The organism is Modestobacter italicus (assembly GCF_019799965.1).
Classification (GTDB): Bacteria; Actinomycetota; Actinomycetes; order Mycobacteriales; family Geodermatophilaceae; genus Modestobacter; species Modestobacter italicus_A.
Genome location: NZ_JABGCJ010000001.1, coordinates 444,547 through 468,798 on the forward strand (window position 1 = coordinate 444,547; position 24,252 = coordinate 468,798).

Consider the following 24,252-nt stretch of genomic DNA (forward strand, 5'->3'; position numbering starts at 1 on the left):
TTGGCCAACATGGCCGCGGCCGCCCGACCGCACCGGTCCTCCGGACCGGCCATGTTGGCCAACATGGCCGCCCAGGGGGTCGGGCGATGAGGATGCCGCGGATCGTCGTGGCGGCGCCGTCGTCGAACGCCGGGAAGACGTCGATCACCACGGGGCTGATCGCCGCGCTGACCGCCCGGGGGCTCAGCGTGAGCCCGCACAAGGTCGGGCCGGACTACATCGACCCCGGCTACCACGGCCTCGCCGCCGGCCGCCCGGGCCGCAACCTGGACAAGTGGCTGGTCGGCGACGACCGGATCACCCCGCTGTTCCTGCACGGCTCCCGCGGAGCCGACGTCGCGGTGGTCGAGGGCGTGATGGGGCTGTTCGACGGCGCCGCGCACGCCAGCGTCGAGCCCGGCTACGGCTCCACCGCCCAGCTGGCCACCCACCTGCAGGCCCCGGTCGTGCTGGTCGTCGACGCCGCCTCGCAGGCCCGGAGCGTCGCCGCGCTGGTGCACGGGTTCGCCACCTTCGACCCGTCGGTGCGGATCGGCGGTGTCGTCCTCAACCGGGTCGGCACCGACCGGCACGAGGCGATCCTGCGCGAGGCGCTGGGCGCGGCCGGGGTGCCGGTGCTGGGTGCGGTCCGCCGGATCGAGGAGCTGCAGACACCGTCCCGGCACCTGGGCCTGGTGCCCGCCGCCGAGCGGTCGGCCGAGGCGGTGCGCACGGTGCGGGCGCTGGGCGCGGTCGTCGAGTCGAGCATCGACCTGGACGCCGTACTGCGGCTGGCCCGCACCGCACCCGACCTGGCCGGCGACCCCTGGGACCCGGCCGCCGAGGTCACCCGGGTCGAGGGCCGGCCGGTGGTCGCCGTCGCCGGCGGCCCGGCGTTCACCTTCGGCTACGCCGAGACCGCCGAGCTGCTCACCGCGGCCGGCGCCGAGGTGGTCACGGTCGACCCGCTGCGGGACGGCGCCCTGCCCGAGGGCACCCGCGCGCTGGTCGTCGGCGGCGGCTTCCCCGAGGTGCACGCGAGTGCGCTGAGCGCCAACGTCGGGCTGCGGACGGCGATCGCCGAGCTCGCCCGGTCCGGGGCGCCGATCGCCGCCGAGTGCGCCGGGCTGCTCTACCTCTCCCAGGAGCTGGACGGCGAACCGATGTGCGGCGTGCTGCCCACGTCGACGGCGATGCACCCGCGGCTGACGCTGGGCTACCGGGCCGCGGTCGCGCTGACCGACAGCGTGCTGGCCCCGGCCGGCACCCGGGTGCGCGGGCACGAGTTCCACCGCACGACCGCGGGTCCGGCCGCCGGCGCGACCCCGGCCTGGCAGTGGAACGCCGACGGGCCGGAGGGCTTCGTCACGGCGAACGTGCACGCCTCCTACCTGCACCTGAACTGGGCCGGGTCCCCGGGGATGGCCTCCCGCTTCGTCGCCGCCGCCGCGCGGGTCCCGCTGGGAGCGCTCCATGCACATCGCTGAGGGGTTCCTGCCCCCGGTCCACGCCGTGGGCTGGACCATCGCCGCCGCCCCGTTCGTCGTCCACGGCGCGCGGTGCGTGGTCAAGGAGGTGCGCGAGCACCCTGAGTCGACGCTGCTGCTGGGCGCGGCCGGCGCGTTCACCTTCGTGCTGAGCGCGATCAAGCTGCCCTCGGTCACCGGCAGCTCCAGCCACCCGACCGGCACCGGGCTGGGCGCGGTGCTGTTCCGGCCACCGGTGATGGCCCTGCTGGGCACGGTGGTGCTGCTGTTCCAGGCCCTGCTGCTGGCCCACGGCGGCCTCACCACGCTGGGCGCCAACGCCTTCTCGATGGCCGTCGTCGGGCCGTGGGCCGGGTACGCCGCCTACCGGCTGACCCGGCGGCTGGGCGGTGGGCTGCTCGGCGGGGTCTTCGCCGGCATGGCAGTCGCCGACCTCGCCACCTACGTGACGACGGCCCTGCAGCTGGCCTGGGCGCACCCGGACGCGAGCAGCGGCTTCGCCGGGGCGGCGGCCAAGTTCCTGGGTGTCTTCGCGGTCACCCAGATCCCGCTCGCCGTCGGTGAGGGGCTGCTCGGCGTGCTGCTGTTCCGGGTGCTGACGGTCAACGCCCGTCCGGAGCTGGAGCGCCTCGGCGTCCTCCGCCCCGCCCCGGACGCCCCCCACGCACTTTCGCGCGATCAAGCACCGGCGCTCTCGCGCGACCACGTGCACGAGGATCAGCGCGCGCAAGCGTCGGATGCGCCGCACGGCGGCGAGCGATGAGGCGGCACCTGGTCACCGCACTGCTGGTGCTGGCCGTGATCGCGCTGTTCGCCACCCCGCTGCTGCTGGACGGCGGCAGCGAGTACGCCGGCACCGACAGCCAGGCCACCGCGCTGATCGAGGAGTCCGACCCCGGCTACGAACCGTGGTTCGAGTCGGTCTTCTCCCCCGGCTCGTCGGAGGTGGAGTCCGGCCTGTTCGCGCTGCAGGCGGCGCTCGGCGGTGGCGTGCTGGGCTACGTCCTCGGCCGGCTGAAGGGCCGCCGGACGGCGGAGCGGGTGCCCGCGCCACCCGCGGAGCCGTGACCGGGCTGGCGATCGACGACGCCGCCTGGGCCAGCGCCTGGCGGCTGCGCTCCCCCGCCGACAAGCTGCTGCTCTGCGGTGGGCTGGTCGTCTGCGCGCTGGCGCTGCCCGCGTGGCCGGGCAGCGTGCTGGTCGGGCTCGCCGCGGTCACGCTGGCGCTCGGCCCGGCCCGGGTGCCGGCCCGGACCTTCGGCCGCGCGGTCCGGGTGCCGCTGCTGTTCATCACCGTCGGTGCGCTGACCGCCGTCGTCCAGGTCGGCGGCGGGCTCGGGTGGGCGCCGGACGCCGCCGCGCAGGCCGGCCAGCTCGTCGGGCACGCGGTGGCGGGCAGCGCGGCGGTGCTGTTGCTGGCGACGACCACGCCGATGTCGGACCTGCTGCCCGCGCTGCACCGGCTCCGGGTGCCCGACGCCGTCATCGAGGTCGCGTCGGTGACCTACCGGATGCTGTTCGTGCTGCTCACCAGCCTGTCGACGATCCGGGAGGCACAGACGGCGCGGATGGGGCACGCGGGCGTCCGCGCCTCCTACCGCTCGGCGGGGATGCTGGCCGCCGCCGTCCTCACCCGCTCCTTCGACCGGGCCCGCCGGCTGCAGGACGGGCTGGCCGGCCGTGGCATGGAGGTCGGCCTGCGGGTGCTGCCGGAGGTGCTGCCGTCGTCCCGCCGGTTCGTCGCGGCCACTCTCGCCGGGCTGGCGGCCCTGGTGACGGTGAGCGTCCTGGCATGAGCCACCTGACGCTGGCCGCCGAGGGCCTGGTCGCCGGGTACGAGCGCGGCTCGCGCGTGCTGGACGGCGCCGCGCTGACCGTGCCCCCGGGCCGCCGGCTCGCGCTGCTGGGCGCCAACGGCTCGGGCAAGACGACGCTGCTGCGCTGCCTGTCCGGGGCGCTGGAGCCGGCTCGCGGCCGGGTCACCCTGGACGGCGCGGAGCTGCGGCACACCCGGGCCGGGCTGCGGGCCCACCGGCAGGCCGTGCAGCTCGTGCTGCAGGACCCCGACGACCAGCTGTTCAGCGCCTCCGTCGCCCAGGACGTCTCCTTCGGGCCGGTGAACCTGGGCCTGCCCGAGGCCGAGGTGCGGGCCCGGGTCGCCGAGGCACTGGACCTGCTCGCCGTCGCGCACCTGGCGGGGCGGCCGACCCACCAGCTGTCCTACGGCGAGCGCAAGCGGGTGGCGATCGCCGGTGCGGTGGCGATGCGGCCCTGCGTGCTGCTGCTCGACGAGCCGACCGCCGGCCTGGACCCGACCGCGGTCGGTGAGGCGCTGGCCGCGCTGGCCCGGCTGCAGGAGGCCGACTCCACGGTGGTGATGAGCACCCACGACGTCGACCTGGCCCTGCGCTGGGCCGACGAGGTCGCCGTGGTGGTGGACGGCGGGGTGGTGCAGGGCGCACCGGACGTCGTCCTCGGCGACGACGCGCTGCTGGCCCGGGCCCGGCTGGACCGGCCGTGGGCGCTCACCGTCGGTGCCCGGCTGCGCGAGCTCGGCCTGCTCCCCGACGGCGCCCTCCCCCGCGACGCCGACGCGCTGCTGGCCGCGCTGCCCGACCGCCCGGGCGTGCGCACGTGATGACCGTGGGCGTGGGCGCGTCCACCGGCGCGACCGCCGAGGAGGTGCTGGCCGCGATCGACGCCGCGCTGGCCACGGTCGACGCCCAGCTGCTCGCCGCGGCCGGCCCGCTGCGGCTGGCCACGCTGGACGCCCGGGCCGCCGAGCCGGGGGTGCGCGAGGCCGCCGGGCGCCTGGGCTGGCCGCTCACCGGGCACCCGGCCGCCGCGCTGGCCGCCGTCCCGGTGCCCGCACCCTCGGACCGGGTCGCCGCAGCGGTGGGCACCGCCTCGGTCGCCGAGGCCGCCGCCCTGCTCGGCGGCGGCGAGCTGCTGCTCGGCAAGACGGCGCACGGCCGGGTCACGGTCGCGGTCGCCGTCCGCGACGACCCGGAGCACCAGCACGACGTCCCGCCCCAGCGCCCCGCCGTCGACCCCCGTCAGCAGGACGTCGACCTCCGACACCACGGCGACGCCGAGGTCGGCCCCGGGCTGGTCGACCTCGCGGTGAACGTGCGCGCCGACGCACCCCCGGCCTGGCTGCGCGAGGTGCTGCACCGGGCGGTCGACGCCAGCGCCGGCTACCCCGACCCGCGCCCGGCCCGTGCCGCGGTCGCCGCCGCGCACGGCCGGGACGAGGCCGAGGTGCTGCTCACCGCCGGGGCCGCCGAGACGTTCACCCTGCTCGCCCGGGCGCTGCGCCCCCGCCGCGCGGTCGTCGTCCACCCGTCGTTCACCGAGCCGGAGGCCGCGCTGCGCGCCGCCGGGCACCCGGTGGAGCGGGTGCTGCTCGACCCGCCGTACGACCGGCTCTCCGGCGTCCCGGACGACGCCGACCTCGTGGTGCTGGGCAACCCGACCAACCCGACGTCCGTGCTGCACCCGGCCGCCGTGGTGGCCGCGCTGGCCCGGCCGGGGCGGGTGCTGGTGGTCGACGAGGCGTTCGCCGACACCGTGCCGGGCGAGACCGAGTCGCTGGCCGGCCGCACCGACCTGCCCGGCCTGCTGGTGGTGCGGAGCCTGACCAAGACGTGGGGCCTGGCCGGGCTGCGGGTCGGCTACGCCCTCGGCCCGGCCGACCTGGTCGCCGCCCTGGCCGCCCAGCAGCCGCACTGGCCGGTCTCCACGCCCGCGCTGGCCGCGCTGTCCGCCTGCACCACGCCCGCGGCCCGCGCCGAGGCCGACCAGGTGGCCCGCCGGCTCACCGTCCACCGGGACGCCCTGCTGGCCGCGCTGCCCGACGGCGTCCAGGTGGTCGGCGAGCCGGCGAGCGCCTTCGTGCTGCTGCGCGTCCCGGGCGGGGCACGGGTGCGGGAGCGGCTGCGGGAGCGCGGCTGGGCGGTGCGCCGCGGCGACACCTTCCCCGGCCTGGACGGCGACCACCTGCGGGTCGCCGTCCGGGACCCCGGGACCTCCCGTGCGTTCGCCGAGGTGCTGGCTGCGATCCTTGCCGAGGCCCAGATCCCTGAGGAGACCCGCTGAGCACCGATCCGTCCTCGTTCCCCGGCACGCTGCTGGGCGCCACGATCGCCGCCGTCCGGCCGCGGGACGTGGCCGCCGAGCGTGCCGCGCGGGAGCGCCTGGACCGGATGACCAAGCCGCCGGGCTCGCTCGGCGTGCTCGAGGACGTCGCCGCCCAGCTGGCCGGCACCGCGGGGCAGTGCCCCGCCCCGCTGCCCACCCCCGCGGCGGTCGCGGTGTTCGCCGGCGACCACGGGGTGCACGCTCAGGGCGTCACGCCCTGGCCGCAGGAGGTGACCGCGCAGATGGTCGCCAACCTCGCGGCCGGCGGCGCGGTGGTCAACGCCTTCGCCGCCCAGGTGGGCGCCGACGTCGTCGTCGTGGACGTCGGCGTGGCCACCCCGGTCGGGCCCGCCCCGGCCCTGCTGGAGCGCAACGTCCGCAGGGGCACCGCCGACCTCGCGGTGGGTCCGGCCATGACCCTGGACGAGGCCCGCCGGGCGGTCGAGGTGGGCATCGAGGTGGCCACGTCGCTCGCCGCCGACCACGGCTGCCTGGTCACCGGCGACATGGGGATCACCAACACGACCGCCTCCGCCGCCCTGGTCTGCGCGTTCACCGGCGCCGCCCCGGCCGAGGCGACGGGGCGGGGCACCGGCGTCGACGACCCCACGCTGGCCCGCAAGGTCGACGTCGTCACCCGCGCCGCCGCCCGGGTGCCGGTCCGCCCGACCTCCCCCGAGCAGGCGCTGGCCGCGCTGGCCGAGGTCGGCGGCCTGGAGCACGCCGCCCTGGCCGGCTTCGTCCTCGGCGCGGCCGCGGCCCGCGTGCCGGTGCTGCTGGACGGCGTGATCGCCGGCTCGGCCGCGCTGGTCGCCGCCGCCCTCTCCCCCGCGGCCCTGGAGCACGCCCTGGCGGGGCACAGCTCCGCCGAGCCCGGGCACGCCCTGGCGCTGCGCGCCCTCGGCCTGCGCCCGCTGCTGGGTCTCGACCTCCGGCTCGGCGAGGGCACCGGCGCGCTGCTCGCGCTGCCGCTCGTGGCCAGCGCGGCCCGCGCCCTGCGCGACGTCGCGACCTTCGACTCGGCGGGTGTCACCGAGAAGTGACCAGCACCCCAGGCCTGCCCGGCACCCCCGACCCGGCGAGCGTCTACCCCGTCGGCCTGCGGCTGTCCGGCCGGCGGGTCGTCGTCGTCGGCGGCGGGCAGGTGGCGCACCGCCGCGTCGCCGGCCTGCTCGAGGCCCGCGCCCAGGTCACCGTGGTCAGCCCGGAGGTGACCCCGGCCCTGGAGGCGCTGGTCGCCCCCGGCTCGGTCACCTGGCACCCGCGGCGCTACGAGCCCGGTGACCTGGCCGGCGCCTGGTACGCCGTCGCGGCCACCGACGACCCGGCGGTCAACGCCGCCGTCGCCGCGGAGGCCGAGCGCGACCGGGTGTTCTGCGCCCGCGCCGACGACCGCTCCGCCTCCAGCGTCTGGACCCCCGCCGTCGGCCGGCAGGGCGACCTCGTCGTCGGCGTGCACGGCGGCGGTGACCCGCAGCGGGCCGTCGGTGTCCGGGACGCCGTCCTGGCCGGGCTGACCGACGGCTCCATCGCCGACCGCGCCTCCCGGGCACCCTCGGTGGCCGCCGGCAGCGTCGTCCTGGTCGGTGGCGGGCCGGGTGACCCCGGGCTGGTGACGGTGCGCGGCCGGCAGGCGGTGGCCAGCGCGGACGTCGTCGTCGCCGACCACCTCGCCCCGCAGGCGCTGCTGGCCTCGCTGCCCGCCCATGTGCTGGTCATCGACGCCTCCAAGCTGCCGCGCGGGCGGTCGATGGCCCAGGAGCAGATCAACGAGCTGCTGGTCAGCCACGCGCTGGCCGGCCGCCGGGTGGTGCGGCTCAAGGGCGGCGACCCGTTCGTCTTCGGCCGCGGCTACGAGGAGCTCGAGGCCTGCGCCGCCGCCGGTGTGCCGGTGGAGGTCGTCCCGGGGATCACCAGCGCGATCGCCGTCCCCGGGCTGGCCGGCGTCCCGGTCACCCACCGCGGGCTGACCCACGAGTTCGTGGTCGTCTCCGGGCACGTGCCCCCTGGCCACCCGGCCTCGCTGGTCGACTGGGCGGCGCTCGGCCGGCTGCGGGGCACCGTGGTGGTGCTGATGGGCGTGGACACCGCACCGGCGATCGCCGCCGCGCTCGTCGAGCACGGCCGGCCGGCCGACACCCCGGTCGCCGTCGTCACCGACGGGGCGATGCCGACCCAGCGCACGCTGCGCACCACGCTGGCCGGCCTGGCCCGGACCATCGCCGACGAGGGCGTGCGCCCGCCGGCGGTCTGGGTCGTCGGCGACGTCGTCGCCCTCGGCGCCTGACCTCTGCTGCACCCAGCCCCCACTGCGCCCGATCCCGGCGCCTGACCGCCCGGGCTCGATCGACAACGGTCGCGTATGTAGTACTTGTGCTACTGAGGCAGCACTCCTACTCTCCTCGGCATCAGCGTCGTCCCGCGCAGGAGCGTGCTCCATGGCCGCGTCACCCGTCCCGCACGACACCGTCGACCCTCCCGCCGTCCGGGTCCGTGACCTGCGGATGAGCTACGGCGACCACCAGGTGCTCACCGGCGTCGACTTCGACGTCCACCGGGGCGAGGTGGTCTGCCTGCTCGGCCCCAACGGGGCCGGCAAGACCACCACCATCGAGGTCCTGGAGGGCTTCCGGCTCCCCTCGGCCGGCACCGTCGAGGTGCTCGGCGTCGACCCCGCCACCGGGGACGACGCCTGGCGGGCCCGGATCGGGGTGGTGCTGCAGTCCTGGCGCGACCACCCCCGCTGGACGCCGCGGCGGCTGCTGGCCTACCTGGCCGGCTACTACGAGCCCTACTCGACCCCGGCGCACCCGCGCCCCTGGGACGTCGAGGACCTGCTGGTCATCGTGGGGCTGACCGAGGAGGCCGACCGGAAGATCGCCACCCTCTCCGGCGGCAGGCGCAGGCGGCTCGACGTCGCCGTCGGGCTGATCGGCCGGCCCGAGCTGCTGTTCCTCGACGAGCCGACCGCGGGCTTCGACCCGCAGGCCCGCCGGGACTTCCACGACCTGGTGCACCGGCTGTCCGACCTGGAGGGCACGTCCATCCTGCTCACCACGCACGACCTGGGCGAGGCCGAGCGGCTGGCCGACCGGATCATCATCCTCGCCGACGGGCGGATCGTGGCCGACGGCAGCGCGGAGCAGCTGACCCGGCAGGTGGCCGGCACCAGCGAGGTCCGCTGGTGCCGGGACGGCGAGCACTTCGTGCACGCCACCGACGAGGTGGTGCCCTTCGTCCGGCAGCTGCTGGCCCAGCACGGCGACGAGCTGACCGACCTCGAGGTGCGCCGGGCCGACCTGGAGGACACCTACATCGCGATGGTGCAGCGCTTCGAGTCCCGGCCGCGGCGGCACCTGGCGGAGGTGGCCCGGTGAGCGCCTCCCGGCAGGCGGTCCGCCAGGGCCTGCGCCGTGGCTGGACGGAGTTCGTACAGAGCCTGCGCAGCCCGCAGGACCAGGGCTTCTACCTGTTCACCGGGGTCGTCACCCTCGGCGTCCTCTGGATCAACCGGGACAACGAGGTGGGCACGACCGGCCTGGCCTACCCCACGTTCGCACTGCCCAGCGTGCTGGCCGCGCTGCTGGTGTTCGGCGTCGTCATCGGACCGGCGTACTCGCTGGCGATGGAGCGCGAAGACGGCACCCTGCTGCGGCACAAGGCCCTCCCGCACGGCATGGAGGGCTACGTCACCGGGCAACTGACGTTGCAGTCGCTGAGCCTCGCTCCGAGCCTGCTCATCGTGCTGCTGCCCAGCCTGCTGCTCTTCGACGGGGTGATGCAGGGCGGCGCCGGCGGCTGGCTCGCCGTCCTCGGGCTGGTGGTGCTCGGCATGCTGGCGACGATGCCGTGGGGCATGGTCCTGGGCTCGGTGGTGCCCGGCGTCCAGAAGGTGGGCACCTGGGGCATGCTGCCGGTCATCCTCCTCATGGCCACCTCCGGCGTCCTGGTGCCGATCCAGGCGATGTGGGGCTGGGTACAGGCGGTCGCCCAGGTCTTCCCGGTCTACTGGCTCGGCCTGGGCATGCGCTCGGCGTTCCTCCCCCCGGAGGCGGTGGTCAACGAGCTGGGAGACTCCTGGCGGACCGGCCCGATGCTGCTGGTCCTCGGCGCCTGGGCGGTGGCCGGCCTGGTGGTCGCCCCGCGGGTGCTGCGCCGGATGGCCCGGAAGCAGTCGGGGTCGACGGTCGAGGCGGCACGGGAGACGGCTCTGCAGTGGGTGCGGTGAACGACGGGGTCTTCAACCGCATCGGCCTGCTCCGGGCCGAGCAGGGCGTCAGCCGGCGGGAGCTGGCCGACGCCCTGGGCGTGCACTACCAGACGGTGGGCTACCTGGAGCGGGGCGAGTACGCCCCGAGCCTGCACCTGGCGCTGCGGATCGCGGAGTTCTTCGGGCTGCCGGTGGAGACCGTCTTCTCCACCACGCCGTTCCCGCGGATCAGCGACGCGGCACCCCGCGCATCGTCCGGCTGAGACCCGACTGTGTGATCCACACCACCGGGAGCTAGCGTCCGAGGACCGTCAACGACGACGTCCTCCGGAGGCCCCCATGAGACGCCCTCTCCGCCTGCTGCTGGTGCCCACGGCACTCGCGCTGGTCAGCACCGCGTTCGTCAGCCCGGCCGGCGCCCGGCCACCGCAGCCGGACTACCCCCAGCCCGCGGAGGTCGAGTACTTCGTCGACGAGGCGAAGCTGCCGTTCGAGGCGCTCCCCGGCACCACGACCACCCGCCAGTGGGGTGTCCTGGACGGCGCCGGCTACCGGATCGAGGTGCCCGCGGACTGGAACGGCGACCTGGTGATGTGGGCGCACGGCTACCGCGGCACCGGCCCGGAGCTCACCGTGGACACCCCGCCCACCGGCCTGCGGCAGCACCTGGTCGAGCAGGGCTACGCCTGGGCGGCCTCGAGCTACACGGAGAACGGCTACGACGTCGACGCCGGCGTGGACAGCACCCACGACCTGGGCCGGTTCTTCGACCGGACCGTCGGCAAGCCCGACCTCCGCTACATCGCCGGGGTGTCGATGGGCGGGCACGTCACCGGCGTCACGATCGAGCGCCACCGCGCCGAGTACGACGGCGCGATGCCGGTGTGCGGCGTGATGGGCGACCGCCGGCTGTTCGACACGTTCCTGGACTACAACGCCGTCGCCCAGGCGCTCACCGACACCCCACCGGTCTACCCCGCCCCGGCGGACTACGTCACCACCACGGCCGCGCAGATGAAGACCGAGCTGGGCACGCCCTACCCGGCCGTGCTCACCGAGGCCGGCCAGGACCTGCGCGCGGTCACCGAGCAGCGGACCGGCGGCGAGCGGCCGCTGTTCGAGGCCGGCTTCGCCAGCTTCGCCGACTTCCTGTTCACCGTGTACCCGGTCTTCCCGGGGCTGGGTGAGGAGCCCGGCGCCGTGGGCGGCAACGCCGACACCGTCTACCAGCTGGACGCCGACCCCCGGCTCACCGCCGAGGAGAAGGCGCTCAACGCCGAGGTGCTCCGGGTCGAGGCGGCCCGCAGCCACCGCGGGCTCGACGGCGTGCCGACCATCGACGGCCGGTTCCGGATCCCGGTGCTGACCATGCACGGCCTCGGCGACCTGTTCGTGCCCTTCAGCATGGAGCAGGAGTACGCCCGGGACGCCGCCGCCCGGGGCAACAGCGACCTGCTGGTACAGCGGGCCATCCGCGCCGTCGGACACTGCGACTTCAGCGCCGAGGAGTACCAGCAGGCCTTCAGCGACCTGGTCACCTGGGTGGAGGAGGGCGTGAAGCCCGCCGGTGACGACGTGCTCGACCCGGCGGTGGTGGCCGACCGGCGCTACGGCTGCCGCTTCACGATGCCGCAGCGGGTCTACGACACCCAGGTCTGCTGACCTCCGGGCGCCGGGGGCTCGCCAGGCGGCGATCCCCGGCGCCCGCTCACATCCGTTCGGCGAGGTCCTCGAGCAGCACCTGTCGCTCTGCCGGCGGCCGACGCGGGCAGGAGGTGCAGACCACCTCGTGCGGCACCTGCCAGAGCAGGCAGCACGACGCCCGGCGGGTGAACCGGGCGGCGCCCCCGGCCGGCGCGGCGACGTCCACGTACCGGGGGCCGGGCAGTGGGCTGCCGACCGCGGTGGCCAGCGGCGCCGCCAGCGCGGTCACCGCTTCGACGTCCCCGACCGCCCGGCCCACCGCGAGCAGCCGGTTGGCCAGCGAGTCGGTGGCGATCGCCCACAGCGGCCGCTCCCGCATCCGCCCCGCCTCGGCGACGGCGGCCACCACCGCGGCCAGGGCGGTCCGCAGCTCCGGCCCCAGCTCTCCCCGCCCGGCCCGGGTGGTCGCCGCGACCGGCGTCCCGCCGCCGAGCACGTGCAGCCGGGTGTCGGCCAGCTCGGCCGACAGCCGCACCCCGGTGGCCAGCCCGGCGAGCACCGGGGTGAGCAGCACGCTGGACACCGAGTACCACCACAGCGTCGCGAGCACCCGCCGGTCGCCGGTGCGCTGGCGGACGGCGCGCGCGGTGAGCACCTGCGCCGTCCACTCCGGGTCGGCGAGCCGGACGGCGGGGACGACGGCAGCCCCCGGCGGGGCCAGCAAGCCCAGTGCCGCCGCCCCCGGCACCCGGGCGGCGACCGCCGCCTGGGCTCCGTCGTCGGTCACCCGGCGAGTGTGCCGTGCGCACCGGACCTGACGAGAGGGTGACCGGGGCCATAGGTTGTGTCTCGAGGCAGCGCCGCCACCAGGCGAGGCGGCGCCCGGACCACGGAGGTGCGCGTGAGCGAGACGACCGACGAGCAGAACCTGTCCAGCCGACTGCCGGCAGGTGGGTTCCCCCCGCCCCAGGAGCTGGCCGCGGCCGCCAACGTCGGCCCCGACGTCTACGAGCGCGCGGCCGCTGACCGCATCGGCTTCTGGGAGGACGCCGCCCGCCGGCTGGACTGGGCGCAGCCCTGGGAGACCGCCCTGGACTGGACCGACCCCCCGTTCGCGAAGTGGTTCGTCGGCGGGAAGCTCAACGTGGCGGTCAACTGCGTCGACCGGCACGTCGACGCCGGGCACGGCGAGCAGGTCGCCTACCACTGGATCGGTGAGCCGGGCGACACCCGCACCCTGACCTATGCCGAGCTCAAGGACGAGGTCTGCCGTGCGGCCAACGCCCTGACCGAGCTCGGGGTGCAGGCCGGCGACCGGGTGGCGATCTACATGCCGATGATCCCGGAGACCGTGGTCACGATGCTCGCCTGTGCCCGGATCGGCGCCGTCCACATGGTGGTCTTCGGCGGCTTCTCCCCCGATGCGCTGGCCAGCCGGATCACCGACGCCGACGCGAAGGTCGTCGTGACCGCCGACGGCGGCTACCGGCGCGGCGCCCCGAGTGCGCTCAAGCCCAACGTCGACGAGGCGCTGACCAAGACCGAGGGCGTGCGCAGCGTGCTCGTCGTGAAGCGCACCGAGCAGGACGTCGAGTGGACCGAGGGCCGCGACGTCTGGTGGCACGACCTGGTCGCCGGCCAGTCCACCGAGCACGAGGCGCAGGCCTTCGACGCCGAGCACCCGCTCTACATCATGTACACGTCGGGCACGACGGCGAAGCCGAAGGGGATCCTGCACACCTCGGGCGGCTACCTGACCCAGGTCAGCTGGTCGCACTCGGCCGTCTTCGACCTCAAGCCCGACACCGACGTCTTCTGGACGGCGGCCGACGTCGGCTGGGTCACCGGCCACAGCTACATCGTCTACGGCCCGCTCTCCAACCGGGCGACCTCGGTGATGTACGAGGGCACCCCGGACACCCCGCACCAGGGCCGCTGGTGGGAGATCGTGCAGGAGTACGGCGTCACGATCCTCTACACCGCACCCACCACCATCCGCACGTTCATGAAGTGGGGCGAGAGCGTCCCGGCCGGGTACGACCTGTCCTCGCTGCGGCTGCTCGGCTCGGTCGGTGAGCCGATCAACCCCGAGGCGTGGCTCTGGTACCACGAGCACATCGGCGGCGGCCGCTGCCCGATCATGGACACCTGGTGGCAGACCGAGACCGGCGCCCACATGATCACCCCGCTGCCCGGCGTCACCACGCTCAAGCCCGGGTCGGCACAGCGCCCGCTGCCGGGCATCGGCGCGAAGGTGGTCGACGAGGAGGGCAACCCGATCGAGCCCGGCGCCACCGGCTACCTGGTGCTCACCGAGCCCTGGCCGTCGATGCTGCGCACGATCTGGGGTGACGACGAGCGGTACGAGGAGACCTACTGGAGCCGGTACGGCCAGGGGATCTACTTCGCCGGCGACGGCGCCAAGCTCGACGAGGACGGCGACATCTGGCTGCTCGGCCGGGTCGACGACGTCATGAACGTCTCCGGGCACCGCATCTCCACGACCGAGGTCGAGTCGGCGCTGGTCAGCCACCCGACGGTGGCCGAGGCGGCGGTCGTCGGCGCCACCGACCCGACCACCGGCCAGGGCATCGTGGCGTTCGTGATCCTGCGAGGGGACGCCGTCGACTCCGGCGAGGACCTGGTGAAGGTGCTGCGCCAGCACGTGCGCAAGGAGATCGGGCCGATCGCCAGCCCGCGGCAGATCATGGTCGTGCAGGAGCTCCCCAAGACCCGCTCCGGCAAGATCATGCGGCGGCTGCTGCGGGACGTGGCGGAGAACCGGGACCTCGGCGACGTCACCACCCTCACCGACTCCTCGGTGATGGACCTGATCAGCGCCAAGCTGCCGGCCGCCCCCAGCGAGGACTGAGCAGACCCGCCGTCCGGGCGGGCGTACCGGGGCCACGGCTCCTGGCCAGGAGTCGAGGTGCTGGCCAGGAGGCGGAGCTGGGCCGCCCCCCACGTGGGCCCGGGAGGCCGGCTCGTAGCCGGACTGCTCGTCCCGGTGCCGGCCGAGTCACGGCAGTCAGCCGATGCTGCTGGGTACTAGTGCTCTGCTGCCTCCCAGGCAGCAGAGCACTAGTACCTCCAGGTGCCGCCGACCCCCTCGGCTGCCTCTGGCTGGCTGGGCCCCTCACCTCGCGGTGCGACCCGACCTCGAGTCATCACCGGCCCACGGATTCCACGGACGCCCCCGCCGTCCACAGCTCGCGCCGTCACCACCTCCGACACCCGGCGGGCCGGCACCCTGGCCGTCGTGGCAGAGCAGCTCGAGGGCGACCCGGTGCACACCCACCTGGGCACGATGCTGCGCCGCATCCGCCGAACGGCCGACCTGTCCCAGCGCGAGCTGGCGGACGCCCTGGGTGTGGCTGCTTCGACGGTGGCCCGGGCGGAGACCGGCGCACGGGACCTACCGGCCCGGGCACTGGTGCGAGCCGCGCAACTGGCCGGCTTGAGGGTCGGGCTCGTCGACGCCGACGGCCGGGAGGTGCCCGGGATGGCGGCCTCCGCCGTTCGGGACCGCGTGGGACGCCGCTTCCCTGCGCACCTGGACGTCCGCCACGGGGACGAGCACTGGTGGCACGGCAGCGAGCGGTACAGCCGCCCGCAGCCCTGGTACACGTTCGACCGGAGACGGCAGGCCCGCGACGAGGTCCGGAGGCTCCACGGGGCCCCCGCCGACCACCAGCGTCCCGGGCCCGGCGACGACCCGCTCGACCGGGCACGTGCCAGGGACCTGGCCGCCGCCACGAGGCGGGCCGAGCAGCTGGCCGCCTACGCCGCGGAGCAGCGCCGTCTCGGCTACCCCGGCACCTTCGTACTGGCCTGCACGTGCCCGGCCGCCTGCGACGAACTGCTCGTCGCCGAGGAGCCCCTCCCGGGGCGACAGCACGCGGTCCCGCACGTCGACGACTGCGCCTGCCGCTGCGACATCGCCTGAGCCCAGGCCCCGCTCAGCCCCTCGGCAGGGTGACCCGGACGGCGGCGCGGACGATCATGCGGCACGATCACCCGAGGAACCGCGTCGCCGATCGGCGCTGATGAGGGAGGAGCCACCTGTGGCCCACAGTGTCTCGACGACGACCGGCACGCCACTGGCCGGCCGCACCGCCGGCCCGGTCGAGCCGTCGGTCGGCTCACTGGCCAAGAGCGCGATGGCCGACATGTCCACCCTGATCCGCTCGGAGATCGAGCTGGCCAAGGCCGAGGTCACCACCTCGGCCAAGCGCGGTGGGATCGGCGCGGCCGCCTTCGCCGCCGCCGGCGTGATGCTCGCCTTCGCGGCGATCTTCTTCTTCATCGCCCTGGCGGAGTTCCTCACCTGGCTGGGCCTGGCCCGCTGGATCTCCTACCTGATCGTCTTCGCCCTCCTGGTCGTCGCGGCCGGCATCGTGGCCTTCATCGGCTTCCGGCAGCTGAAGAAGATCCAGAAGCCCGAGCGCACGATCGAGACGCTGCAGGACCTCCCCGACGTGATGCGCCGCGAGGCCCCGGGCCAGCGCCAGCACGACCTGCCGACCGTCCGGAACGGCCAGGTCGTCCGGCAGGACCCGCACACCCGCCTGCGCTGACGGGCCTGCGCTGACGTGAGGCCGCCGGCGGCCGGGCAGCCCGACGCGACCAGCGTCCTGTTGCCCGGTCCCTGGGCACACCGGGACATCTCGGCCAACGGCGTCCGGCTGCACGCCGCCGAGGCGGGCGAGGGGCCGTTGGTGCTGCTGCTGCACGGCTTCCCGCAGTTCTGGTGGTCCTGGCGCAACCAGCTGACCGGGCTGGCCGCTGCCGGCTTCCGGGTGGTCGCGCCCGACCTGCGCGGCTACGGAGCCAGCGACAAGCCACCCCGGGGCTACGACCTGCCCACGGCCGCCGCCGACGCCGCCGCCGTCGTCCGGGCGCTGGGCGAGACCGAGGCGGTGGTGGTCGGCGCCGACTGGGGCGGCCTGGTCGGCTGGACGATGGCCGCCCTGCACCCCCGCAGCGTCCGCCGGCTGGTCGTCGTCTCGGCCGCCCACCCGCGGCGGCTGCGCGGCTCGATCACCGATGCCCGGCAGCGCCGGGCGCTGGCCCACACCTTGGCCTTCCAGCTGCCCCGGCTGCCCGAGCGGCGGCTGACCCGCGCCGACGACGACCCGGTCGCCGAGCTGATGCGCCGCTGGTCCGGGTCGTCCTGGGCCCAGACCGCCGACTTCGCTGAGGCGGTCGGCCGGTACCGGGAGGCCGCCCGCATCCCACAGGCCGCCTACGGCGCGATGGAGTACTACCGGTGGGCCGGCCGCTCCCAGCTGCGCCCGGACGGGCTCCGCTTCGCCCGACGGATGGCCGCCCCGATCACCGCGCCCACCCTGCAGCTGCACGGGGCGCTGGACCCGTGCGTCCTGCCCTCCACCGCCCTCGGCTCGGGCCGCTACGTGGCCGGCGCGTACGAGTGGCGGGAGCTGCCCGGCGCCGGGCACTTCCCGCACGAGGAGGACCCCGACGAGGTCACCACCGCCATCGCCGCCTGGGCCGGCGCCTAGCGGGCCTCAGCCCGGACTGCGCCCAGTCGTCGGCCCCTGTGCAGGGGCCCGCCGCGAGCCTGCGAGTGGCGGGGGGCACAGGGGTCCTTTCACTCGCAGGGGCCGGTGTCGGCGGCGGCGACCGCGCCGGCGCCAGCGGCCGCCGCCTCGGCGACCTGCGCGGCGGTGAGCGCGTAGCCGGTGTCCGGGTCGTCGATCGCCGAGGCGAAGACCACCCCCAGCACCGTGCCGTCGGGGGCGATCAGCGGGCCACCGGAGTTGCCGGCCCGCACCTGGCCGAAGAGGGCGTAGACGTCGCGCTGCACCGTGCGCGTCGCCCGGAAGTCCGGGCCGCTGATCTCACCCCGGTCCCGCACCCGCGCCGGGCCCACGTAGAACGGGCCGCCACCGGGATAGCCCATGACGATCGCGTCGTCGCCGGTGTCCGCCGCGGCCGGCGAGAAGGACAGCGGCTCCTGCGGCAAGCCGGGGACGGCGAGCACCGCCACGTCGGTCTCCTCGTCGACGTAGACCGGCGTCGCCTCGTAGCTCTCCCCCTCGGCGATCACCGAGGGCTGGGTGACCCCGGCCAGCACGTGGGCGTTGGTCATCACCCGCTGGTCGGCGTACACGAACCCGGACCCGTCGATCTGCCGGGAGCAGGACTGGGCGACGCCCCGGATCTGCACCACCGACCCCGACACCTGCGCGACCACCGGACTGGCCAGCAGTGCCTGGTCCGGCGCCGGCACCTCCCGCGCCTGGGTCGGGGTGAGCGGGTCGAGCACGTCCGGGAGCCCGTTGCGGTCGATCGCCTCGCGCAGCGAGTCGTACAGCGTGCGCACCTGGTCGGGCACGGTGCGGTCGACGGCCTGCACCAGGGCGGACTGGCGCACCGAGCTGGCCACCCCCGGGAAGGGCGAGCTGGCCAGCGGGGTGGCCACCATCCAGGCCACCAGCAGGACAGCGGCCGCCGAGAGCACCGCCCCGGCCACGGCGTCGACCATCTCGGCCGGCTCCCAGGTGACCCGCTTGCGCACCGCGCGGCCGATCAGCCCGGCCAGCAGCTGACCCAGGAGAGCGCCGGCGAGCACCACGACCAGCGCCACGAACACCCGGGTCACCGAGGAGTCGGCGAGGTCGTCGGCGATCGGGCCGGACAGCTGCGCGCCCAGCACCGCGCCCCCGAAGAACCCCACGAAGGACGTCGCGGAGACGATCACGCCCTGGCGGAACCCGGAGAGCGCGAAGAGCAGCGCCAGGACGATCAGCGCGACGTCGACGACGGACATGCCCCTCAGCCGCTCACCGTCATGGTGCCGACCTGCCCCAGCGCGACGTGGAAGCTGCACTCGAAGGGATGGTCGCCGGGCACGGTGACGGCGAACTCGATCGTCTCGCTCTGCCCCGGCGCCAGGTAGGGGATCTGCTCGGTGATCTCCTCCGGGCCGGCGTCGGCGGTGAACAAGAAGTTGTGGGTCAGCTGGTCACCGACGTTCCGCACGGTCAGCCGCACCTGTCCGGGGGCGACGGTGAAGGTGTCCGGGGTGAAGACGTAGTCGTCCCCGGTCTCCAGGGTGACCTCCTGGACGCCGTCCGCAGCGGTGCGCACCGCGCCCACCTCACCACCGGTGGTGCGCGTCGCCTCCGGCAGCGTCGGCTGCTCGTTGCTGCAGCCGGTCAGCACACCCAGCAGCGTGGTCAGGGTCAGCAGCAGGCCGGCCAGCAGCCTGCCCGGTCGTACGGCTCGGCCGTCAGGTCGTCGCGCGGCTCCCACGCCGGGCACAGTCGCGCTCATCGCCCTGGGACCGTACGCGTGGACCCGCCTCCGGCGGCGCCGTCGGCCACGGTCGGCGCGGCGCGGTCGGCGAGGTCGGAGTCGATGGGCTCCTCCTCGCTGTCGGCCGGCGCCGACGCCGCCAGACCGGCGAGTGGCCGCACGTCGTCGGCGTTCCACCGCCGCGCCAGCCCGGCCGCCTCGAGAACGGCGTCCAGCAGGGCCGCGGTGAACCCCCAGACGACCATGTCGGCCACCCCGAACGCCGGACCGACGTAGCCGGCCGGGTGGCGCACCCGGAAGCGGTTGACCGGGTCGACCAGCTCGCTCAACGGCACCCGGGCCACCCGTGCCACCTCGCGGGGGTCACCGGTGGTCACGTCCCGTGGGTCGTCCCACCAGCCGATGACCGGGACGACGAGGTTGTCCGACGGGCCGAGGAACAGCGCCGGCAGGGTGGCCAGCACCCGCACGCCGGCCGGGTCGACGCCGGCCTCCTCGTGCGCCTCGCGCAGCGCCGTCCCCACCGGGTACTCGTCGCCGGGGTCCGCGCCGCCGCCGGGGAAGGCGGGCTGGCCGGCGTGGCTGCGCAGGTGCGCGGACTTCTCGATCAGCAGCACGTCCGGGCCCCCCGGACCCTCCCCGAAGAGGATCAGCACGGCCGAGCGCCGCGCACTGGCCGACGGCTGCCCGTGCCGGTGCCACAGCGGCAGCTGGCCGGCGTTGGCCACCAGTCGCTGCAGGTGTTCCGGGAGGTCGGCCAGCTCGGTGTCCGAGACCGTCACAGCTGCACGTCCAGGTGCTCGGCGACGAGCTGCTCGAACTCCTCCAGCGAGTGGACCGGGCCGATCTGCAGGTGGGCCACGGACCCGTCGGCGGCGAGGAAGACCGTGTGCGGCAGGTTGTTGACCCCCAGCGAGCTCATCACCTCGCCGTCGGCGTCGAAGGCGCTGGGGAAGGTGACGCCGGAGTCCTCGGCGAACGAGGCGGCCTGCGGGACGCCGTCGACGCTGACCACCCCGAGCACCCGCACCTGGTCACCGGCGACGTCGGCGAGCTCCTGCACCAGCGGCAGCTCCTCGCGGCAGGGCGCGCACCAGCTGGCCCAGAGGTTGAGCACCGTGGGCACGCCGGGTGCCCGGCTCAGGTCGAGCGTGCCGCCGCCGAAGCACTCGAACACCGTCGGCGGCAGGTCGCTGTCGGCGGCCGGCACGTCGGGTTGCTCGGGACAGGCGACCAGGTCCGTCTCCACGTCGGGCAGCTCGCTGCTCGCCGAGCTGGGCGCCGCGACGTCGTCCGGCTCGTCGGAGGTGCAGCCGGCCAGCAGGGCCGCGCCGAGGGCGAGGACGGCCACCAGGGACCGCGCGGCGCGGCTCACTCGGTGTCCGATGCGGCGGGGGTCTTGACCAGCTTGGCCGCCGCCTCGGGGTCCAGCGGCCCGATGCCGTACGACGGGCACCACGCGGCCAGCCCGCAGGCCCCGCAGGCGGGCTTCTTGGCGTGGCAGACCCGGCGGCCGTGGAAGATCACCCGGTGGGAGAACATCGTCCACTCCTTCTTCGGGACGATCTCGGCGATCTCGGCCTCGACCTTGACCGGGTCCTCCTCCGCCGTCCAGCCGAACCGGCGGACCAGCCGACCGAAGTGGGTGTCGACGGTGAGCCCCGGGACGCCGAAGGCGTTGCCCAGCACCACGTTCGCCGTCTTGCGCCCCACCCCGGGCAGCGTCACCAGGTCGGCCAGCCGGCCGGGCACCTCCCCGTCGAACCGTTCCACCAGCGCCTGCCCCAGCCCGATCACCGAGTTGGCCTTGGCCCGGAAGAAGCCGGTGGGCTTCAGGACCTCCTCCAGCTCGGCCCGGTCGGCCCCCGCGTAGGCGGCGGCGTCCGGGTAGCGGGCGAACAGCACCGGGGTCACCTTGTTGACCGTCTTGTCGGTCGTCTGCGCGGACAGGACGGTGGCCACCAGCAGCTCCAGCGGGGTGGTGAAGTCCAGTTCGCAGTGCGCGTCGGGGTGGATCACCGCCAGCTCCCGGGCCATCCGCCGGGCCCGGCGGGTGCGGGCCAGCGGGCTCTCCTCCGGGTCGAAGGGCGACACGCCCAACCGCGCGACCGGCCCGGGGCGGCGGGCACGGACGGGGCGGGTGTAGGCCGGGAGGGCATCGGGTGACGTCGCTGACCGGGACACGCACGTGAGGGTAGGCGTCGGCCCTGTCAGACCGTGCCGAGACGATGCCGTCAGGCCGTGCCGAGACGATGCCGTCAGGCCGTGCCGAGACGATGCCGTCAGGCCGTGCCGAGACGATGCCGTCAGGCCGTGCCGAGACGATGCCGTCAGGCCGTGCCGAGACGATGCCGTCAGGCCGTGCCGAGACGATGCCGTCAGGATGCCCCGCTGTGCCGGTCCGGCCGCGCCACTGCGACCCCGTCCGGCCGTGCCGCCGCGGCGGGGAGGGCGGCGACCGGCATACTCGGTGCAGGTGGCACGCCGGACCGGTCCGTGCCCGACCGCACGACGACTTCGTCTCTCCCCCGGGCCTCCCCGCCCGGAGACGTCGCCGAGGAGGTGCTCGTGGTCGCCCTCATCGTGATCCTGTTCCCCCCGCTGCTGATCGCGTTCCTGCTGGTCATGGAGCGCGTCGAGGAGCCGCTGCGCCGTCCGACGTCCCAGCGCGAGGTCGAGGACTTCCTCGGCAGCGCCACGGCGGCCGAGGTCGGCACGCTCGCCAACTCCGGCATCCGCCGGGCGATGAGCCGCTGGCGTGCCCGGCGCCGTGGCCGAGCCCGCAGCGCCCCCCGTCCGGTCCTCACCGAGCGCGCCCCCGGACCGTCTGCTCCGGGCCCGGACGCCGACTGAGCTCGGGCACGATCGGCCCGCCGGAGGAAGCCCTGACCACCCCCTACCACTCAGAGTGGGCAGGCCGGTGACGGAGTGCACTGGTGAGCCGAGCCACAGGCCCTAGACTCTTCGGCAGCGCGGGTCGCCATCGCACCCGTGAGGACGTTGCGAGAGGTGCACGTGGACGAGGTACTTGCCCAGTCCGGTCTCTTCCAGGGGCTGTCGGAGGAGGCTGCCGAGCCGGTGGCGAGCTCGCTGGAGACGGTGACGCTCCCCCGCGGTCGCGTGGTCTTCAACGAGGGCGAGTCGGGCGACAGCCTCTACGTCGTCCTCTCCGGCAAGGTGAAGATCTCCCGCCGGGCGCCCGACGGCCGGGAGAACGTGCTGGCCGTGATGGGCCCCTCCGACCAGTTCGGTGAGCTCTCGGTGTTCGACCCGGGTCCGCGCACGGCGACGGCGACTGCGGTCACCGACGTCCGCCTGGCCAAGATGCCCAACCAGATGCTGCGCCCTTGGATCACCGCGCACCCGGAGATCGGTGAGCAGCTGCTGCGGGTCCTGGCCCGCCGGCTCCGCCGCACCAACGACTCGGTCGCCGACCTCATCTTCACCGACGTGCCCGGCCGGGTGGCCAAGGCGCTGCTGCAGATGGCCGACCGGTTCGGCAGCCGGGAGACCGACGGACTGCGGGTCAAGCACGACCTGACCCAGGAGGAGCTGGCCCAGCTGGTCGGCGCCTCCCGCGAGACGGTGAACAAGGCGCTGGCCGACTTCGTGCACCGCGGCTGGATCCAGCTGCAGGGCAAGTCGGTGGTCGTCCTCGACGAGGACCGCCTCCGCCGCCGCGCCCGCTGACGCAGTACTGAACGCGAGCGGCCCAGGACTCACCGAGTCCTGGGCCGCTCGCGTCCGACGGCCAGGTACGGCGGCGCCGGGACGGGCCCGGAGGGTCCTCCCGGGGACGACGGAAACGGCTCAGCGCCCGCCGGGCACGCCCCCTGGCCGCGGTGTGGCCCGGAGGATCACGAAGGAAGCGGCACGACCATCCGGATCCGGGTGCCGTCGGGCAGCAGGGCCCAGCGGCCGTCCGGGCCCTCGGCGAACGTCGGCATGATCGGCTCCAGCGGCGCCGGGGGTGAGCCGAGCAGCGCTGCGGCCGCGTCGGGGAACGGCGCGAGCTGGCCGAGGGTGTGGATGGTGGGCGGGAGCATCGGCCGGGTGCCGCCGGCGTGCTCGTCGAGCGCCGCTGCGGGTGTCGTCCACACCGCCTCGTCCGCCTCGCCGGAGACGTCCCGCGCCTCCTGGCCGGCGGGCAGCAGGGCGGCGAAGAACTTGGTGTCGTAGCGCCGTCGTTCCTCGGGCGGGGTGATCCAGTGCGCGAACGGGCGCAGCAGGTCCGCGCGCAGCGCCAGGCCGCGGCCGGCGAGCAGCTCGGCGAGGGACAGCTCGTGGGCCAGCAGCGCCTGCCGCTGGGCCTCCCAGTCGTCGCCGGAGACGTCGGGGACGACACCGGCGCCGTCGTCCGGGCCGGCCAGCAGCACGCCGGCCTCCTCGAACGTCTCCCGTACCGCGGCGCAGACCAGCTCCCGGGCCAGCCGCTCGTCGCAGCCGAACGCGGCCGCCCAGTCGGCCGGCGGCGGCCCGATCCAGGCCAGGTCGGTGTCGCCGTCCCGCTCGTCGACCCCGCCCCCGGGATAGGCGCTCATCCCCCCGGCGAACGGCATCCCCCGCGTCCGGCGCAGCAGGTACACCTCCAGCCCCGCAGCGGCGTCCCGCAACAACAACACCGTCGCCGCCTGCCGGATCGCAGCGGGGGCAGGCGAGCTCACCGTTCGTCCGTACGGACGCCGACGAAGGAGGCGGTGGCCCCGGCGCGGGGGCCGGAGGCTCCCCGCCGGGGACACGGCGACACGCTCGCCGCAACCCGCACCGCCCCCTGGCCGCGGTGCGATCCGGAGGATCGCAGAGTCACCGCAGTTCGACGGTGAGCTCGACCTCGACGGGGGCGTTCATCGGCAGCTCGGCGACGCCGACGGCGCTGCGGGCGTGCTGCCCGGCCTCGCCGAACACCCGGCCGAGGAACTCGCTGGCGCCGTTGACCACCCGCGGCTGGCCGGAGAAGCCCTCGGCGCTGGCGACGTAGCCGACCACCCGGATGACGCGGGCGACGGAGTCGAGCCCGACCAGGTCGTCGATGGCGGCCAGCGCGTTCAGCGCGCAGACCTTGGCGTCGGCGGCGGCGTCCTCGGCGTCCACCGAGCCGCCGACCTTGCCGGTGCGGCGGAGCCCGCCGTCGACGAAGGGCAGCTGGCCGGAGGTGAACACCAGCTGGCCGGTGCGGACGGCCGGCACGTAGGCGGCGACCGGGGCGGCGACGGGGGGCAGCCGGACGCCGAGCTCGGCGAGGCGGGCGTGCCAGCTGTTCGTGGGGGCGCTCATCGTCGTCCTCAGCTGCTCGGGCGCTTGAGGTAGGCCACCAGCTGGTCGCCGCCGCCCGGGCCGGGGACGACGGTCACCAGCTCCCAGCCGTCGACGCCCCAGGAGTCCAGGATCGCCTTGGTGTTGTGGGTGAGCAGCGGGATGGTCGCGTACTCCCAGGTACGGCGGGCGGTTTCGCTCATGCCGCGACGCTAGCGCAGCTGGGACAGGCCGGGATCGGCCACCGCTCGTAGTCTC

General features: G+C 75.3%; 27 protein-coding genes. 18 read left to right on the forward strand and 9 right to left on the reverse strand.

The window, feature by feature from the left end:
• The first annotated feature begins 86 nt into the window (after positions 1–86).
• From HLA93_RS02255 to HLA93_RS02310, 12 genes are all read left to right on the forward strand, one after another.
• Positions 87–1,466: a cobyrinate a,c-diamide synthase gene (locus HLA93_RS02255; RefSeq protein ID WP_222192620.1), complete on the forward strand. Its 1,380-nt coding sequence runs from the start codon at positions 87–89 to the stop codon at positions 1,464–1,466.
• Positions 1,453–2,229, forward strand: a complete 777-nt coding sequence (locus HLA93_RS02260) for an energy-coupling factor ABC transporter permease (RefSeq protein WP_246625485.1) — start codon at positions 1,453–1,455, stop codon at positions 2,227–2,229. The genes HLA93_RS02255 and HLA93_RS02260 overlap by 14 nt, the downstream gene beginning before the upstream one ends.
• Positions 2,226–2,534 (forward strand): energy-coupling factor ABC transporter substrate-binding protein, encoded by a 309-nt coding sequence (locus HLA93_RS02265; protein WP_222192621.1) that lies wholly within the window; start codon positions 2,226–2,228, stop codon positions 2,532–2,534. The genes HLA93_RS02260 and HLA93_RS02265 overlap by 4 nt, the downstream gene beginning before the upstream one ends.
• Positions 2,531–3,262, forward strand: a complete 732-nt coding sequence (gene cbiQ, locus HLA93_RS02270) for a cobalt ECF transporter T component CbiQ (RefSeq protein ID WP_222192623.1) — start codon at positions 2,531–2,533, stop codon at positions 3,260–3,262. The genes HLA93_RS02265 and cbiQ overlap by 4 nt, the downstream gene beginning before the upstream one ends.
• Positions 3,259–4,104 (forward strand): energy-coupling factor ABC transporter ATP-binding protein, encoded by an 846-nt coding sequence (locus HLA93_RS02275; protein ID WP_222192624.1) that lies wholly within the window; start codon positions 3,259–3,261, stop codon positions 4,102–4,104. Before cbiQ ends, HLA93_RS02275 begins: the two co-directional genes overlap by 4 nt.
• Positions 4,104–5,564, forward strand: coding sequence for an Rv2231c family pyridoxal phosphate-dependent protein CobC (gene cobC, locus HLA93_RS02280; protein WP_246625685.1), 1,461 nt, complete (start codon positions 4,104–4,106; stop codon positions 5,562–5,564). Before HLA93_RS02275 ends, cobC begins: the two co-directional genes overlap by 1 nt.
• 44 nt (positions 5,565–5,608) lie before the next feature.
• Entirely contained in the window at positions 5,609–6,649 is a 1,041-nt protein-coding gene (cobT, locus tag HLA93_RS02285) for a nicotinate-nucleotide--dimethylbenzimidazole phosphoribosyltransferase (RefSeq protein WP_308127930.1), read from the forward strand.
• Positions 6,646–7,893, forward strand: coding sequence for a uroporphyrinogen-III C-methyltransferase (cobA, locus tag HLA93_RS02290; protein ID WP_308127902.1), 1,248 nt, complete (start codon positions 6,646–6,648; stop codon positions 7,891–7,893). Before cobT ends, cobA begins: the two co-directional genes overlap by 4 nt.
• Before the next feature lie 151 nt (positions 7,894–8,044).
• Positions 8,045–8,983: an ABC transporter ATP-binding protein gene (locus HLA93_RS02295; protein WP_246625486.1), complete on the forward strand. Its 939-nt coding sequence runs from the start codon at positions 8,045–8,047 to the stop codon at positions 8,981–8,983.
• Positions 8,980–9,834 (forward strand): ABC transporter permease, encoded by an 855-nt coding sequence (locus tag HLA93_RS02300; RefSeq protein ID WP_222192626.1) that lies wholly within the window; start codon positions 8,980–8,982, stop codon positions 9,832–9,834. Before HLA93_RS02295 ends, HLA93_RS02300 begins: the two co-directional genes overlap by 4 nt.
• Positions 9,831–10,079: a helix-turn-helix transcriptional regulator gene (locus HLA93_RS02305; RefSeq protein WP_222192628.1), complete on the forward strand. Its 249-nt coding sequence runs from the start codon at positions 9,831–9,833 to the stop codon at positions 10,077–10,079. The genes HLA93_RS02300 and HLA93_RS02305 overlap by 4 nt, the downstream gene beginning before the upstream one ends.
• A 76-nt stretch (positions 10,080–10,155) precedes the next feature.
• Positions 10,156–11,478, forward strand: coding sequence for an alpha/beta hydrolase (locus HLA93_RS02310; protein ID WP_222192630.1), 1,323 nt, complete (start codon positions 10,156–10,158; stop codon positions 11,476–11,478).
• A gap of 46 nt (positions 11,479–11,524) precedes the next feature.
• On the opposite strand, the gene HLA93_RS02315 is transcribed toward HLA93_RS02310, so the two are convergent.
• Positions 11,525–12,247: a (2Fe-2S)-binding protein gene (locus HLA93_RS02315; RefSeq protein WP_222192631.1), complete on the reverse strand. Its 723-nt coding sequence runs from the start codon at positions 12,245–12,247 to the stop codon at positions 11,525–11,527.
• Between the two features lie 114 nt (positions 12,248–12,361).
• On the opposite strand from HLA93_RS02315, the gene acs reads away from it, so the two are divergent.
• The 4 genes from acs to HLA93_RS02335 all read left to right on the forward strand — a co-directional run bounded on the left by acs (position 12,362) and on the right by HLA93_RS02335 (position 16,982).
• A complete protein-coding gene (gene acs, locus HLA93_RS02320; protein ID WP_222192632.1) occupies positions 12,362–14,332 on the forward strand; it encodes an acetate--CoA ligase in 1,971 nt (656 codons plus the stop codon).
• A 387-nt stretch (positions 14,333–14,719) separates the two neighbouring features.
• Positions 14,720–15,406, forward strand: coding sequence for a helix-turn-helix domain-containing protein (locus HLA93_RS02325; RefSeq protein WP_222192633.1), 687 nt, complete (start codon positions 14,720–14,722; stop codon positions 15,404–15,406).
• Positions 15,407–15,524: 118 nt separating this feature from the next.
• On the forward strand, positions 15,525–16,037 hold the full coding sequence (locus HLA93_RS02330) for a phage holin family protein (protein ID WP_308127903.1): 513 nt from the start codon (positions 15,525–15,527) through the stop codon (positions 16,035–16,037).
• A gap of 15 nt (positions 16,038–16,052) precedes the next feature.
• Positions 16,053–16,982, forward strand: a complete 930-nt coding sequence (locus HLA93_RS02335) for an alpha/beta fold hydrolase (RefSeq protein ID WP_222192644.1) — start codon at positions 16,053–16,055, stop codon at positions 16,980–16,982.
• Between the two features lie 89 nt (positions 16,983–17,071).
• Here the strand turns inward: HLA93_RS02335 and HLA93_RS02340 are convergent, their stop codons facing one another.
• Genes HLA93_RS02340 through nth form a run of 5 tightly spaced genes read right to left on the reverse strand, consistent with a single transcriptional unit; the run spans position 17,072 to position 20,925 of the window.
• Positions 17,072–18,253 (reverse strand): MarP family serine protease, encoded by a 1,182-nt coding sequence (locus tag HLA93_RS02340; protein ID WP_222192647.1) that lies wholly within the window; start codon positions 18,251–18,253, stop codon positions 17,072–17,074.
• 5 nt (positions 18,254–18,258) lie between these two features.
• The gene (locus HLA93_RS02345) at positions 18,259–18,759 is read right to left on the reverse strand and encodes a cupredoxin domain-containing protein (protein ID WP_222192648.1); all 501 of its coding nucleotides are present in this window, start codon (positions 18,757–18,759) and stop codon (positions 18,259–18,261) included.
• Positions 18,756–19,523: an NUDIX hydrolase gene (locus HLA93_RS02350; protein ID WP_222192649.1), complete on the reverse strand. Its 768-nt coding sequence runs from the start codon at positions 19,521–19,523 to the stop codon at positions 18,756–18,758. The genes HLA93_RS02345 and HLA93_RS02350 overlap by 4 nt, the downstream gene beginning before the upstream one ends.
• Positions 19,520–20,116 (reverse strand): TlpA family protein disulfide reductase, encoded by a 597-nt coding sequence (locus HLA93_RS02355; protein ID WP_222192650.1) that lies wholly within the window; start codon positions 20,114–20,116, stop codon positions 19,520–19,522. Before HLA93_RS02355 ends, HLA93_RS02350 begins: the two co-directional genes overlap by 4 nt.
• Positions 20,113–20,925, reverse strand: coding sequence for an endonuclease III (nth, locus tag HLA93_RS02360; RefSeq protein WP_222192651.1), 813 nt, complete (start codon positions 20,923–20,925; stop codon positions 20,113–20,115). The genes HLA93_RS02355 and nth overlap by 4 nt, the downstream gene beginning before the upstream one ends.
• A gap of 312 nt (positions 20,926–21,237) precedes the next feature.
• On the opposite strand from nth, the gene HLA93_RS20650 reads away from it, so the two are divergent.
• Together HLA93_RS20650 and HLA93_RS02370 are read left to right on the forward strand one after the other, a co-directional pair.
• Positions 21,238–21,594 (forward strand): hypothetical protein, encoded by a 357-nt coding sequence (locus tag HLA93_RS20650; protein ID WP_308127904.1) that lies wholly within the window; start codon positions 21,238–21,240, stop codon positions 21,592–21,594.
• A gap of 138 nt (positions 21,595–21,732) precedes the next feature.
• Entirely contained in the window at positions 21,733–22,431 is a 699-nt protein-coding gene (locus tag HLA93_RS02370; protein WP_439957948.1) for a Crp/Fnr family transcriptional regulator, read from the forward strand.
• A 167-nt stretch (positions 22,432–22,598) separates the two neighbouring features.
• Here HLA93_RS02370 and HLA93_RS02375 read toward each other — a convergent pair whose 3' ends face one another.
• The 3 genes from HLA93_RS02375 to HLA93_RS02385 all read right to left on the reverse strand — a co-directional run bounded on the left by HLA93_RS02375 (position 22,599) and on the right by HLA93_RS02385 (position 24,197).
• Entirely contained in the window at positions 22,599–23,405 is an 807-nt protein-coding gene (locus HLA93_RS02375; protein ID WP_222192653.1) for an NUDIX hydrolase, read from the reverse strand.
• Positions 23,406–23,544: 139 nt separating this feature from the next.
• Positions 23,545–24,015: a RidA family protein gene (locus HLA93_RS02380; RefSeq protein ID WP_222192654.1), complete on the reverse strand. Its 471-nt coding sequence runs from the start codon at positions 24,013–24,015 to the stop codon at positions 23,545–23,547.
• Positions 24,016–24,023: 8 nt separating this feature from the next.
• Positions 24,024–24,197: a DUF4177 domain-containing protein gene (locus tag HLA93_RS02385; protein ID WP_222192655.1), complete on the reverse strand. Its 174-nt coding sequence runs from the start codon at positions 24,195–24,197 to the stop codon at positions 24,024–24,026.
• Between the last annotated feature and the right edge of the window lie 55 nt (positions 24,198–24,252).